The following is a 13,757-nucleotide window of genomic DNA, read 5'->3' as shown; positions in this document are numbered from 1 at the left end:
TTACCTCACCTTCAGGGTGGCAAGGCCGAGCAGCACCAGCATGAGGGTGATGATCCAGAAGCGCACGATGACGCGCGGCTCAGGCCAGCCCTTCTTCTCATAGTGGTGATGGATCGGCGCCATGCGGAAGATGCGCACGCCGCGCAGCTTGTAGGAACCTACCTGCAGGATCACGGAGACGGTCTCCATCACGAAGACCCCGCCCATGATCACCAGCAGGAACTCCTGACGCACCAGCACGGCGATGGTGCCGAGCGCGCCGCCCAGCGCCAGGGAACCCACGTCCCCCATGAACACCTGGGCCGGATAAGTGTTGAACCAAAGGAACCCCAGACCGGCGCCGACGATGGCGGTACAGACGATCACCAGCTCGGAGGTATAGGGCACGTAGGGAATGTGCAGGTAGCTGGCAAAATTGACGTTGCCGGTCGCCCAGGCGATGAAGGCGAAGCCCCCCGCCACCATCACGGTCGGCATGATGGCCAGACCGTCGAGGCCGTCGGTCAGGTTGACCGCGTTGGAGGTGCCGACGATGACGAAGTAGGTCAGTACGATGAACATCAGACCGAGCTGCGGCATCACGTCCTTGAGGAAGGGCACCACCAGCTGAGTCTGACCGTCGTGGGTGGCGGTGGCGTAGAGGAACACAGCCACCCCCAGCGCAACGGCGGACTGCCAGAAGTACTTCCAGCGGGCGATCAGGCCGTCGGTATTCTTGCGCACCACCTTGAGGTAGTCATCGGCGAAGCCGATGGCGCCGTAGGCACCCAGCACGAACAGCACCAGCCAGACATAAGGGTTGTCGAGACGGCACCAGAGCAGCACCGAGATGAAGATGGCAGCGATGATCATCAGGCCGCCCATGGTCGGGGTGCCTTTCTTGCTCAGGTGCGACTCGGGGCCGTCATTGCGGATCACCTGGCCGAATTTGAGGATCTGCAGGCGGCGGATGAGGCGCGGCCCCATCCAGAGCGCCACCACCAGACCGGTGATGATCGACAGGATGGCGCGAAACGTCAGGTAGGAGAAGACGTTGAAGAAGGTGAAGTGCGGGGTGAGCAGTTCCGCCAGCCAGACTAGCATGTGGCCGACTCCTGATGGTCTTTGACCATCTCGACGATATCTTCCATGCGGGAGCCGCGGGCACCCTTGACCAGAATCGAAATTTCTTGATGTGTTTTTATCATTTGCGCAAGCACTTCAAACAACGACGCCTTGTTATCGAAATGTCGGCCAGCCGCGGCATCTGCGGTGTGGCGACTCTGTTCTCCTACCGTCAGCACGGCATCCAGACCGCGCTCACGGGCGTGGCGACCGACCCGGGCATGCTGCTCGGCGGACTCCTCACCCAACTCCTTCATGTCACCGAACACCAGCACCTTGTAGCCGTTCATGGCAGTCAGGGTATCGATACCCGCCAGCACGGACTCCACGCTGGCGTTGTAGGTGTCGTCCACCAGGGTAAGACCACCCCAGCGCTGGACGCAGAAGCGGCCCTTGACCGGCGCCATCTGCTCGAGCCCGGCCTTGATCGAGGCGAGCGAGGCGCCGAGCGCCAGCGTGCCGGCGGCGGCGGCCAGCGCGTTGGCCACGTTGTGGCGACCCGGAATGGCCAGGGTCAGGCTCACCTCACCCTGCGGGGTCACCATGACGAACTCGGCACAACCCTGCTGATTGATCACCACGTTTCTGGCGTGGAACGGCTGATGCTGATCCTCGATGGAGAAGGCGCAGTGAATGCCGCGGGCCTGCCATTTGGGCCAGAACTCGTTGTCGGCGTTGACGATGGCGGTGCCACCTTCACCCAGCCCCTCAAAAATCTCGCTCTTGGCGTGGAACACCCCTTCCAGCGAGCCGAAGCCCTCCAGATGGGCGGCCGCCACGTTGTTGATGATGGCGGCATCGGGTCTGGCCAGCGAGGTGGTCCAGGCGATCTCGCCCGGGTGGTTGGCCCCCAGCTCCATCACCGCGAACTGGTGTTGCGGCTCGAGGCGCAGCAGGGTGAGCGGCACCCCCACCTCGTTGTTGAAGTTGCCGGCGGTGGCCAGTACGTCCCCTTCCTGGCGCAGAATGGCGGTCGCCATCTCCTTCACCGTGGTCTTGCCGCAGCTGCCGGTGATGGCCAGCACTTTCGGGTTGATGCGCTCGCGCACCAGCCGACCGAGGCGACCCAGCCCCTTGAGGGTATCGGCCACCACCAGCTGGGGGATCGCCAGCGGCAGTTCACGCTCCACCAGCAGGGCGGAGGCACCGGCAGCCACGGCCTGGTCGCAGAAATCGTGGGCATCGAAACGCTCGCCGCGCAGCGCCACGAACAGCGCGCCGGCGCCCAGGGTACGGGTGTCGGTACTGACAGCCGTGATCGCTTCGTCTTCACCAATCAGACGGGCATCGAGTACCTGCGCCAGCTCGGCAAGCCTGAGGGTCATCATGCGAATGACTCCAATAATGTGTGCAAGGCGGCCGCGACGGTTTCCCGGTCGCTGTAGTGCCGCTTGTCGGTTCCAATGATCTGATAATCCTCGTGGCCTTTACCGGCCACCAGGATGATGTCCTGTTTGCTCGCCTGGCTCAGTGCCAACTGGATCGCCTTGACCCTGTCGTGCTCGATCTGCACGGCGCCAGGATCGCGAAGACCCGCCACCATGTCGGCCATGATCCGGGCCGGCTCCTCGGTACGGGGGTTGTCGTCGGTCAGGATCACGCGATCCGCATGCAGCTCGGCCATGGCGGCCATCATGGGACGCTTGCCGCGATCCCTGTCGCCGCCACATCCCACCAGGCACCAGAGCCGTCCTTCACAGTGCACCCGCAGGGCCTGCAGCGCCTTCTCCAGCGCATCCGGCGTGTGGGCATAGTCGACCACGGCGAGCGGCGCCTTGCCGCCACCGAAACACTCCATGCGACCGGTCACCGGCTGCAGTTGCGGCGCGGTGGCCAGCAACTCGTCGAAGTCATAGCCGAGCACCAGCATGGCGCCCATCGCGGCCAGCACATTGCTGACGTTGAAGCGCCCGAGCAAGGGGGCGGATAATACACCATTCCCCCAACTGGAGTTAATCTGCGTGCGAAAACCTTGCTGGTGGAAATGGGGGTCTTGCGCCGTCAGCTGTCGCCCCGGGTGATTGGCCACCGGGCCGTGTACGCTGAACGCCACCGCGGCCGGATAAGCGGCCAGCCACTGGCGACCCAGGCGGTCATCGGCATTGAGCACGGCGCAAGGTTCTGCCACCAGTTTCAGCAGCTCTTCCTTGGCGGCGCCATAGGCCTCCATGGTGCCGTGATAGTCCAGGTGATCCCGGCTCAGATTGGTGAACACGGCAGCGGCAAACGGCAGGGCAGCCACGCGATGCTGCACCAGACCGTGGCTGGAAACCTCCATCGCCACCAGATCCGCCCCCTGCGCCTGCAGGGCGGCCAGATTGGCTTGTACCTGCAGCGCACTGCCGGTGGTGTTCTCAGCTTCGACAAGATCACCGAACAGGCCGTTGCCGATAGTGCCCATCACCCCGGCCTTGCCCCCCATCAGGGTGCGCCAGTTGGCGACCAGCAGTGCCGTGGTGCTCTTGCCGTTGGTGCCAGTGATGCCCACCAGCGCCAGCTTGCTGGCCGGCTGGTCGTAGAAATAGCCGGCCAGCTCGGAGAGGCGGGCCGGCAGATTGGGCACGCCGATGCAGGGCACGGCCAGCGTTGGTGCCACGAATTCCCCGTCCTCTTCAAACAGTACGGCGGTCGCTCCCTGAGCCACCGCCTGTTCGATAAACCGTCTGCCATCCACCTGATGCCCGCGAATTGCCACGAAGAGACAACCGGGCCCGACGCGCCGACTGTCCAGCTGGATGTCGGTGAGTGCGAGCGCCGGGGCAGTAATGCCAAAGGGGCGCATCAGCTGATCAAGTGCGCGGGACAACATTGGAAGCCTCCGTACGGGCAAGTTTGGTGGGTACCGCTGGCGGCACCGCGTCGGGACGAATATTGAAGAGTTGCAGCACCCCGCCCATGGCTTCGGCAAACGGCGGGGTCGCCACGGCGCCACCGTAGTAGGCATCGCCCTTGGGCTCGTTGATCACCACCACCATGACGAAGCGCGGGTTGCTGGCCGGGGCGAACCCGGCGAACCAGGCCATGTAATCCTTGCCGTAGCCGCCGGCCACGGCGACCTTGGCGGTACCACTCTTGCCGCCCACCCGGTAGCCCGGGATCTTGGCTTTCGGAATGGCATTGTCGACCACGTACTCCAGCGCCTGCAGCATGGCGGTGGCGTTGTTGTGGTCGATGACCTGCTCGCCCTTGGGCGGCTCGCTCACCTTGACGATGGAGATGGGCACCCGCTTGCCCTTGTTGGCCAAGGTGGCATAGGCGGAGGCCAGCTGCAGCGGGGTCACCCGCAGGCCATAGCCGAACGACAGGGTGGCCCGCTCGATATCGGACCAGCGCCGACGTTGAGGCAGCATGCCGCTGCTCTCGCCCATCAGGCCGCTGCCGGTATCCATCCCGAAGCCCACCATGCTGAGGGTGTTGATCATCTCCTGGGCCGGCATCCGCAGTGCGATACGCGACATGCCGATGTTGGAGGAGTAGCGCAAGATGTCGTACAGGTTGGTCGCCTTGTGAATACTCACGTCGCGGATCTGCTTGGCCCCGATGAACAGGGGGCCACCCTGGATGGTGTCCTTCCAGCTGGTGACGCCGGCCTGCAGGGCACTCAGCAGGATTAGGGGTTTGACGGTCGAACCCGGTTCATAGGTGTCGGTCACCACCCGGTTGCGCACCCGGAAACTCTGGTACTGACCGCGGTTGTTGGGGTTGTAGGAGGGGGTGTTGACCATGGCGAGCACCTCGCCGGTCTTCACGTCCAGCATCACCATGGAGCCGGAAGTCGCCTTGTTCTCGTCGGTGGCCCGCTTGAGTGCCCGGTAGGCCAGCGCCTGTACCCGCTGATCGATGCTCAGCTGCAGATCGTTGGCGTTCTTGCCCTCTTTCACCAGCCCGAGCCGCTCGATGACCCGGCCCTGACGGTCCTTGCGCACCCGCATCTCGCCCGGGGTCGCGGTCAGCCACTCGTCATAGCTGCGCTCGATCCCCTCGATGCCGTGCCCATCGATGTTGGTCACCCCCACCAGATGGGCGCTGATCTCGCCGGTCGGATAGAAACGGCGTGACTCCGGACGCAGGTAGATGCCGCCCAGCTTGAGCCCCTTGATGTACTCGGACACCGCCGGCGTCACCTGCCGCTGCAGGTAGACGAAGCGCTTGCTCGGGTTGGAGATGCGGTGTTTGAGGGTATTGATGTCGAGCTTGAGCACGGCGGAGAGCGCCATCCAGGCGCGTTCGTTGTGGATGGCACCGGATTCATGCACCGTCTTGGGATCGGCCCACACCGCTTCGACCGGTACCGACACCGCCAGCTGTTCGCCGTTGCGATCGGTGATCATGCCACGAACCGCCTGGGTGGAGGTGGTGCGCAGCGAGCGCATGTCCCCCTCCTGACGCAGCCTGTCCGGGTCGATCACCTGGATCCAGGCCAGCCGCAGGATCAAGCCGGCAAACGCAATGCCGATGAAAAACACCAGCGTGCGAAAGCGCCACGGATAGAGTGACGGGGCTTTGACCTTGGGTTGGGCCTTGGCGGATGCCTTGCGTTTCATGGTTGTGTAATTACCTTCTCGGTGGTCACCAGCGGGCGAGCCATCTGCAACTTGTCCATGGCCAGACTCGCGACCCGGGAGTGCTCTGCCAGCGTGCCCTGCTCCAGCAGCAGGTGGCGCCACTCGATGTTGAGCCGATCCTCCTCCGCCATCAGGTCATTCTGCTTGGCGGTCAGGCCGCGAGTCATGTTGGTCACCAGGATCACCGCAAAGGCGGTGATCAGCACGGCGATGGCCAGCACCACCTGTAGCTTGTGCCGCCAGAGATCGCCGAGGATCTCCCTGGCCAGATGAACACGCACCTCGCTCATGGCTTACTCCGCCAGCCGCTGGGCCACCCGCAGCACCGAGCTGCGTGACCGGCTGTTTTCGTTGACTTCATGCTCGGAAGGCTTGAGCGCCTTGCCGACCGATTTCAGTTTGCGACCGCCGGCCAGCTGGGCCTCGGTCAGCGGAATGCCGTGCGGCACTTCCGGGCCTTTCTCGTGTTTGCGGATGAAGTGCTTCACCAGCCGGTCTTCCAGCGAGTGGAAGCTGATGACGGAGAGACGCCCTTCCGGCGCCAGCACCTGCAGCGCGCCGTTGAGCGCGGTTTCGATCTCGTCCAGTTCGCTGTTGATGTAGATGCGGATGGCCTGGAAGCTGCGGGTCGCCGCGTGCTTGCCCTTCTCCTTGCTCGGATTGACCCGGGCGATCATCTCCGCCAGCTGGCGGGTGCGCACATAGGGCTCGGTGACCCGGTCGTGCACGATGGCGCGGGCAATCTTCTTGGCAAAGCGCTCCTCGCCAAAGGTCTTCAGTACCCAGGCGATGTCGTCCACGTCAGCCCTGGCCAGCCATTCGGCGGCGCTCTGACCGGAAGTGGGATCCATCCGCATGTCGAGCGGACCGTCCTTCATGAAGCTGAAACCGCGCTCGGCATCGTCCAGCTGGGGGGAAGATACACCCAGATCCAGCAGGAAGCCGTCGACCTTGCCCAGCAGGCCGCGCTCACTCAGATAGGTGGTGATGCCGGAGAAGGGGCCGTGCACGATCTCGAAACGCGGATCCTGGATCTTGGCCGCTTCGGCGATGGCCTGGGGATCCCGATCGATGGCGATCAGACGGCCATTGGGGCCCAGCTGCTGCAGGATAAGGCGCGAGTGACCGCCCCGGCCAAACGTACCGTCGACGTAGATGCCGTCCGGCTTGATGGCCAGCCCTTCGACGGCTTCGTGCAGCAGCACTGTGATGTGTTCAGCGGCTTGGGTCATTTATAAAGAGAAATCCTGTAGTCGTGGCGAGCTTGCCCAGTCATCCTCGGGCAGGCCCTGAATGTCGTCATTGACCTGTTGTTGCCAGCGGGCTTCATCCCACAGCTCAAATTTGTTGAGCTGGCCCACCAGCATGATTTTCTTGTCCAACCCCGCGTGGCTGCGCAGTGGCTGGCTGAGCAGCAGACGGCCATTGCCATCCAGCTCGCATTCGGTCGCATGCCCGAGCAACAGCCGCTGCAGGCGGCGCTCAAGGGGATTCATGCTGGAGAGGGTCTTGAGCTTGCGCTCGATCTCTTCCCATTCGTTCAGGGGGTAAAGCAGCAGACAGGGGTGAGCAATATCGATGGTGCAGACCAGCTGGCCCTCGCTCTCGTCGCGTAGCCAATCACGGTACTTGGTCGGAATCGCCAATCGCCCCTTGCTGTCCAGGCTGATGGCATGCGCACCACGCAACAAATTGCAGTCCCTGAAAATGAGTTAAAGGGGGCAAACCGCCCGATAAAAACCACTTTGATCCACTTTTCCCCACCTTGAAGTTTAAGGACGTGCTGAGGGCTTTTCAAGCGAGGATCTCGGGCATGGGGAACATATTGACGCAGCATTTTCGCAGCGAGGATTAAATGAGTTGATTTTCCACAAGTTATTTGTGTTAGCCGCAATTCGATTAATTTTCGGAAATTAAAAAACTGACGAGTTGCGCGAATAAACATCAGCCATGAAGGTCACGTTTCTCCAGCGCCATCACAATACTGACATCATGGACAAAAACTACATAACAGATTGATATAAAGCACATTTGTTAAACATGGCCAGCTCGGAAGTAAATATTCCGAGTCAACCGAGACAGTATTTTCGGTTAATAAAAAGAGCCTTGCGATAAATCGCAAGGCTCTTCAGGAAAGAGGTCGGAGTCGGCCTGTAAGCCGGGTTCTGTACCGGGTTGCCCCGGGTAGCAATCATTCCTCTAGGCCAGCAATCGCTCGCTGGCTCAAGCAACCTACCCGCCCCCAACGCGGGCCGCGCCAATAGGGGCCTATTTGGTCTTGCTTCGGGTGGAGTTTACCGTGCCACGAACTGTTGCCAGTCGCGCGGTGCGCTCTTACCGCACCCTTTCACCCTTACCTGATCCCTTGCGGGCCATCGGCGGTCTGCTCTCTGTTGCACTGGTCGTAGGCTCGCGCCCCCCAGGCGTTACCTGGCACCCTGCCCTGTGAAGCCCGGACTTTCCTCCCCTCCGCCCGTCTGTCCCGAGGGACACAACGACGAAGCAGCGATTGCCCAGCCAACTCCGAGGCGCGGATTATAGCCTCGTGATGCCGGCGGGGTAAACCGGCAATTCCCGTTTACGGCAATTAATAGTGCTCGAGGCCGTACTTGTAGAGGGCATTCTTCTTCACGCCGTGGATCTCGGCGGTCAGCGCCGCCGCTTTTTTCAGCGGCAGCTCGGCCACTAGCAGCCCCAGAGTGCGGAGAGCCTCAGCGGGCAGCTCTTCATCCAGCTTGCTGGCGCCGGCCACCACCAGCACGATCTCGCCACGGCAGCGGTTTTCATCTTCACCGAGCCAGGTCAGCATCTCGGAGGCAGGCAGACCGTGGATCGACTCGAAGGTCTTGGTCAGCTCGCGGCAAACCACCACCTGGCGCTCGCCAAGGATGCGAGCAATCGCCTCCACCGTCTCCTGCACCCGGCGCGGGGATTCGTAGAACACCAGCGAGCGGGTGTCCTCAATCACGGCCTGCAGGCGATCGTCGCGTCCCTTGGCTTTGGCCGGCAGAAAACCCTCGAAGGCAAAACGGTCGGTGGGCAACCCGGCGGCGGAGAGCGCCGTGATGGCGGCGCAGGGACCGGGCAGCGGTACTACCTTGACCCCGGCTTCGCGACAACGGGTGACCAGGTGATAACCGGGGTCGCTGATGAGCGGCGTGCCCGCGTCGGAGACCAGAGCCACGCTCTTGCCCTCCTTGATACGGCCGATCAGCACGTCGGCTTTCTGCTGTTCGTTGTGATCATGCAGCGCAAAGGTCGGTACCGAGATCTGGTAGTGGCTGAGCAGGATGCCGGTATGGCGGGTATCCTCGGCGGCCACCAGATCGACGCTGCGCAGTACATCCAGTGCTCGCTGGGTGATGTCGGCCAGATTGCCGATCGGAGTGGGGACTATATACAGGGTTGGGATGTCACTCATGGGAGCTCCGAGTGTCCCGACAATTGTGTCGCCATATTGGCCCGTTTACACTATGGAGAATTTCAACACTGGTCGGGGAATGAACTTGAACCGGGTTATAAAGCAGCTAAGTGTATCACGACTCTTCGGCATCCTACTCGCGGCAGTCCTGCTCGCCGCCTGTGCGTCGGAGCCCAATCAACCCGCTGGCCAGTCCGGCATGCCGTCGGCCTTCTCGGATCTCACCAAGAATGCCCAGTGGTATCTGGCCCAGGTGGACCCGGCCAAACCGGCCGAAGCCTTCACCTGGCAGGTGATGGCGGCGCGCAGCTATCTGGCGCTCGGTCAGGCCAAGCCGGCCGCGGCCCTGTTCCAGCAATTGCAGAAGCAGGCCCAGAGCGCCGAGCAGAAGGCCCAGCTGCAACTGCTGCAGGCTCACCTGCTGCTCGCCCAGGGCAACGCCAATCAGGCGCTGATCCTGCTGGAAGGCAAGCCCGATGTGGCGCTGGATGCCGATACCCAAAAGGATTGGTACCGCCAGCGCGTGGTGCTGCAGCTCGACATCAACAACAAGTTTGGTGCCGCCAAGTCGCTGATCCTGCTGGAGCCCTACCTGGCCCAGAATGAGCTGGCCACCAATCATCAGCAGATCTGGTCCCTGCTCAAGAGCATGACCCCTTCCACCCTGCAGGCGCTGGAAGAGGCACCGGCTCCCGATGTCACCACCGGCTGGCTGCGGCTGGCAGCGCTGGTGAATGAATTCGGTGCCCAGCCCAATCAGCTGGCTCGCCAGCTGGCCGGCTGGAAACAGGCCTTCCCGAACCACCCGGCCCAGAAAGACATGCCAGCCGGACTCGGTGATCTGGCCACCAGCAACATCAATGCCCTGCAGCAGATCGCCGTCTTCCTGCCGCTGTCCGGCAACCTGGAACCGCAGGGTGCGGCAATCCGTAACGGCATGTTGATGTCTTACAAGGAAAATCAGAGCCAGTTCACCCTGAACTTCTACGATACCCAGACCAAGTCGACGGCGGATCTCTACAAGCAGGCCATTCAGGAAGGGGCCAACATGATCATCGGCCCGCTGCTCAAAGACCGGGTCGAGGAGCTGCTCAAGGCCAATCCGACCGTGCCGGTACTGGCGCTCAACGAGCTGGACAAGCCGATCGTCAACGACACCACCTATTACTTCTCCCTCTCAGCCGCCGCCGATGCAACGCAGGCTGCCCAATACCTCTATGGCCAGGGTTATCGCAAACCCCTGCTCATCGCCGCCCAGGGGCGGATCGGCTACAGCAGCATCAAGGCGTTTGAACAGGCCTGGGCGACCGTAAGCCAGGACAAACCGGTCGTCGCCACCTTCGGTGCCCGCAACGAAGTCCAGGGTATGGTCAAGAATGCGTTGAGCGGCCGCTCCACCGCCCGGGCTGGCGAAGTGGTTCAGCTCTCCGCTGCCGCCCCGCGCAGCATCGACGTAGTCTATGTGGTCGCCAACAGCCTGGAGACCCGGATGATCAAGCCCTACGTCGACATCTCGGTCAATCCGATGGGCAGCCTGCCGATCTACAGCAGCTCGCGCAGCTACGACAGCGCCACCACCGAGGTGGCTTCCGAGCTCAACGGCATGCACGTCTCCGACATGCCGCTGCTGCTTGGCGGTTACGAGAAGCAGCGCGAGCAGATCGCCCTGCTCTGGCCGCAGACCCAGGGCGACCTGCTGCGTCTGTTTGCACTGGGTTATGACGCCGTCAGCCTGGCGGAGAACCTGCAGCAGATGCGCAAGGTCAACGCCATGCAGCAACCCGGCATGAGCGGTCAACTGAGTGTGGATGCCGGCGGCAACATAGTGCGGGTACTGGACTGGGCCACCTACCAGAATGGCAAGCTGGTCAGTGACAGCGCCATGCCCCAGCTCGAGGGAGTCCCCCATGAAGGTACTTCTGGCACGGATGCGCCGGCAGTTACAGAACCTGTTCCCGTCACCAACGAGCAAGGGACAACACTTTGAGCAGGTAGCGGAGCGCTGGTTGCAGGCCCGCGGTCTGCAACCCGTGACCCGCAACTATCGCTGTCGGGGCGGCGAGATCGATCTCGTCATGCGCCAGGGGGAGACCCTGGTGTTTGTTGAAGTCCGCTATCGCGCCCAGGCCAGCCACGGCGGTGCCGCCAGCTCCGTCACCCGACGCAAACAGCACAAGATCGTGCTGGCGGCACGCCACTATTTCAAGCAACATGCCATCAACGAGGCCAATCAGGCCTGCCGATTCGATGTGATCGCGTTCGAAGGCGACCAGCCGGACTGGATCCAGAACGCATTTTAAGAGGACCCCATGACTGACCGCATCAAAGAAAACTACACCGAGAGCATCCAGACCAAGATAGCCGCCGCTGAGGCGCTGCCGGATGCCATCCATACTGCAGCCCAGATGCTGACCATCTGTCTGCTCAATGGCCACAAGGTGATGGCATGCGGCAATGGTCCCTCCGCAGCACTGGCCCAGCTGTTCATCTCTGAGCTGGTCAACTGCTACGAAACCGAGCGCCCCTCCCTGCCCGGCATGGCGCTGACCCCGGACATGGCAACCATCAGTGCCATCGCCACCGACCACGGCTTTGAAGAGGTGTATGCCAAGCAGATCCGTGCGCTCGGTCAGCCCGGCGACATCCTGGTGGTCATCACCACTACGGGTAACAGCCGCAGCCTGATCAAGGCCGCCGAGGCCGCCCTCTCCCGCGACATGACCATAGTGGTGCTGGGGGGCGGTGATGGCGGCGAGATCGCCGGTCTGCTCGGTCCCAACGATGTGGAGATCCGGGTGCCGTCTGCCCGTCGCCCCCGCATTCTGGAAGTGAACCTGTTGACCCTGCACTGCCTGTGTGATCTCATCGACCAGACTCTTTTCCCGCAACAGGAAGATTGAAACCATGAAGAAGCAAACGCTCCTGCTCGGCCTGCTGGCCGGCACCCTGCTGCTGCAAGGTTGTGCGGCCGTGGTGGTCGGTGGTGCCGCCGGTACTGCCAAGGCTTCCGGCGATCGCCGCACCCTGGGCGCCCAATGGGACGATCAGGCCATCGAACTGAAAGCGGCCAACCTGCTGGCCGACAACAAGCCGCTGAGCGCGGCCAGCAAGATCAGCGTCTACAGCAACAATGGCCGGGTACTGCTGGTCGGTCAGACACCTTCTGACGCTTACAAGCTCGAGGCTGGCAAGATAGTGGCCCGTATCGAGGGGGTGCGCCACGTCTACAACGAGCTGCGCCTCGGACAGCCGGTCAGCATAGGGGTACGCAGCAACGACACCTGGATCACCTCCAAGGTGCGGGCTGACATGCTGGGCGCCAAGAACTTCGACAGCGCCAAGGTCAAGGTGGTCACCGAGAATGGCGAGGTGTTCCTGATCGGCCTGGTGACCCGCCAGGAGGGGGATCAAGCCGTCGAGATCGCCCGCCACGTCAGCGGTGTGAAACGCGTGATCAAGGCCTTCGAGTTTGCCCAGAACTGACCCTGTTGATCGCCATAAAAAAACGCAGCCAATTGGCTGCGTTTTTTATTTGATGACCTTCAGGGTCGGACGACCGCTCGGGCGCGGCGGTTCCGGCTCGGGCTCCACCGGCGCTTCGGCCTGCTCCAGCCAGAGATCATAGCCAGGCTCGGGTGGGAACAGGGTGCCCACGCCGTTTTCCCGGGCATGAATGGCCAACACGGCCGCCATCGGGATGTAGACCTGCTGGGAAACTCCACCAAAACGGGCACTGAAGCTGATGGCATCATTGTCCATGTGGAACTGCCCAACCGCACGAGGTGCGATGTTCAGCACAATCTGCCCATCCTGGACGAACTGCATCGGCACCATCACATGGGGGATGTTGACGTTGACCACCAGGTGAGGGGTCAGGTCATTGTCCAGCAACCAGTCAAAGAACGCCCGCAACAGATACGGGCGACTGGGCGTCATCGTCGGTTCCATGCTCATACGCCGGCACGGATCTCGCGCTCGGCTTCGGTCAGGGAAGCCTGGAAGGATTCACGTTCGAACAGACGAACCATGTAGGCCTTCAGCTCTTTGGCACCACGACCGGTGAAGTCGATGCCCAGGCTTGGCAGACGCCACAGCAGCGGGGCCATGTAGCAGTCGACCAGACCGAACTCTTCGCTCATGAAATAGGGCATTTCACCGAAGATGGGGGCGATGGCCAGCAGGTTGTCCCGCAGCTCGGCACGCGCCGCATCCACGTCGTTACCCGCCATGATCTTGTCGGCCAGGGAGTACCAGTCCAGCTCGATGCGATGCATCATCAGACGGCTGTTGCCGCGCGCCACCGGGTATACCGGCATTAGCGGCGGGTGCGGGAAACGCTCGTCCAGATATTCCATGATGATGCGCGAGGTGTAGAGCGCCAACTCCCGATCAACCAGGGTCGGTACAGTGTTGTACGGGTTCAGCTCGGCCAGCTCATCCGGCAGGTTGGCAGGGTCTACCTGGCAAATATCTACGCTAACACCCTTCTCCGCCAGGACAATGCGCACCTGATGGCTGAACATGTCGTTGGCACCGGAAAACAGCGTCATTACCGAACGCTTATTGGCAGCTACAGCCATTGAACCCTCCCGTCATTAAAAAGCAGAAACGGCAATGAAGCATCTTGGACTTCATTGCCGTGCATTATATTACCCGGATCTGGTCGC

At 62.2% G+C, this 13,757-nt stretch carries 14 protein-coding genes and 1 other RNA gene; 4 read left to right on the top strand and 11 right to left on the bottom strand.

Going from position 1 to position 13,757, the window contains the following annotated elements:
* The 9 genes from mraY to rsmI form a co-directional block, all read right to left on the bottom strand.
* Positions 1-1,083 carry a phospho-N-acetylmuramoyl-pentapeptide-transferase gene (gene mraY, locus G5134_RS15315; protein WP_005305710.1) on the bottom strand — a complete coding sequence of 361 codons (1,083 nt, stop codon included), beginning with the start codon at positions 1,081-1,083 and terminating at the stop codon, positions 1-3.
* Positions 1,077-2,432 carry a UDP-N-acetylmuramoyl-tripeptide--D-alanyl-D-alanine ligase gene (gene murF / locus G5134_RS15310; RefSeq protein WP_065017276.1) on the bottom strand — a complete coding sequence of 452 codons (1,356 nt, stop codon included), beginning with the start codon at positions 2,430-2,432 and terminating at the stop codon, positions 1,077-1,079. Before murF ends, mraY begins: the two co-directional genes overlap by 7 nt.
* A complete protein-coding gene (murE, locus tag G5134_RS15305) occupies positions 2,429-3,913 on the bottom strand; it encodes a UDP-N-acetylmuramoyl-L-alanyl-D-glutamate--2,6-diaminopimelate ligase (RefSeq protein ID WP_065017277.1) in 1,485 nt (494 codons plus the stop codon). Before murE ends, murF begins: the two co-directional genes overlap by 4 nt.
* The gene (locus tag G5134_RS15300; RefSeq protein WP_005305719.1) at positions 3,894-5,648 is read right to left on the bottom strand and encodes a peptidoglycan glycosyltransferase FtsI; all 1,755 of its coding nucleotides are present in this window, start codon (positions 5,646-5,648) and stop codon (positions 3,894-3,896) included. Before G5134_RS15300 ends, murE begins: the two co-directional genes overlap by 20 nt.
* On the bottom strand, positions 5,645-5,959 hold the full coding sequence (gene ftsL, locus G5134_RS15295) for a cell division protein FtsL (protein ID WP_005305726.1): 315 nt from the start codon (positions 5,957-5,959) through the stop codon (positions 5,645-5,647). The genes G5134_RS15300 and ftsL overlap by 4 nt, the downstream gene beginning before the upstream one ends.
* Positions 5,960-5,962: 3 nt before the next feature.
* A complete protein-coding gene (rsmH, locus tag G5134_RS15290; RefSeq protein ID WP_010635944.1) occupies positions 5,963-6,901 on the bottom strand; it encodes a 16S rRNA (cytosine(1402)-N(4))-methyltransferase RsmH in 939 nt (312 codons plus the stop codon).
* The gene (gene mraZ / locus G5134_RS15285; protein ID WP_005305730.1) at positions 6,902-7,360 is read right to left on the bottom strand and encodes a division/cell wall cluster transcriptional repressor MraZ; all 459 of its coding nucleotides are present in this window, start codon (positions 7,358-7,360) and stop codon (positions 6,902-6,904) included.
* Between the two features lie 447 nt (positions 7,361-7,807).
* Positions 7,808-8,194, bottom strand: an RNA gene (gene rnpB / locus G5134_RS15280) — RNase P RNA component class A.
* A gap of 62 nt (positions 8,195-8,256) precedes the next feature.
* Positions 8,257-9,090 carry a 16S rRNA (cytidine(1402)-2'-O)-methyltransferase gene (rsmI, locus tag G5134_RS15275; RefSeq protein ID WP_017779751.1) on the bottom strand — a complete coding sequence of 278 codons (834 nt, stop codon included), beginning with the start codon at positions 9,088-9,090 and terminating at the stop codon, positions 8,257-8,259.
* A 79-nt stretch (positions 9,091-9,169) separates the two neighbouring features.
* Between rsmI and G5134_RS15270 the strand changes: the two genes are divergently transcribed.
* Genes G5134_RS15270 through dolP form a run of 4 tightly spaced genes read left to right on the top strand, consistent with a single transcriptional unit; the run spans position 9,170 to position 12,573 of the window.
* Positions 9,170-11,077 carry a penicillin-binding protein activator gene (locus tag G5134_RS15270; RefSeq protein WP_082969960.1) on the top strand — a complete coding sequence of 636 codons (1,908 nt, stop codon included), beginning with the start codon at positions 9,170-9,172 and terminating at the stop codon, positions 11,075-11,077.
* Entirely contained in the window at positions 11,019-11,390 is a 372-nt protein-coding gene (locus G5134_RS15265) for a YraN family protein (RefSeq protein WP_026140996.1), read from the top strand. The genes G5134_RS15270 and G5134_RS15265 overlap by 59 nt, the downstream gene beginning before the upstream one ends.
* Before the next feature lie 9 nt (positions 11,391-11,399).
* A complete protein-coding gene (locus tag G5134_RS15260) occupies positions 11,400-11,990 on the top strand; it encodes a D-sedoheptulose-7-phosphate isomerase (RefSeq protein ID WP_005305871.1) in 591 nt (196 codons plus the stop codon).
* Positions 11,991-11,994: 4 nt separating this feature from the next.
* Positions 11,995-12,573: a division/outer membrane stress-associated lipid-binding lipoprotein gene (gene dolP / locus G5134_RS15255; protein WP_005305875.1), complete on the top strand. Its 579-nt coding sequence runs from the start codon at positions 11,995-11,997 to the stop codon at positions 12,571-12,573.
* A 45-nt stretch (positions 12,574-12,618) separates the two neighbouring features.
* Here dolP and G5134_RS15250 read toward each other — a convergent pair whose 3' ends face one another.
* Together G5134_RS15250 and sspA are read right to left on the bottom strand one after the other, a co-directional pair.
* A complete protein-coding gene (locus G5134_RS15250) occupies positions 12,619-13,044 on the bottom strand; it encodes a ClpXP protease specificity-enhancing factor (RefSeq protein ID WP_017766408.1) in 426 nt (141 codons plus the stop codon).
* Entirely contained in the window at positions 13,041-13,670 is a 630-nt protein-coding gene (gene sspA / locus G5134_RS15245) for a stringent starvation protein SspA (RefSeq protein WP_005305881.1), read from the bottom strand. Before sspA ends, G5134_RS15250 begins: the two co-directional genes overlap by 4 nt.
* Between the last annotated feature and the right edge of the window lie 87 nt (positions 13,671-13,757).

Origin of the sequence: Aeromonas sp. 600276 (assembly GCF_049175815.1) — a bacterium.
GTDB classification, from domain to species: Bacteria; Pseudomonadota; Gammaproteobacteria; order Enterobacterales; family Aeromonadaceae; genus Aeromonas; species Aeromonas dhakensis.
This window is presented reverse-complemented; position numbering and strand designations above follow the sequence as displayed.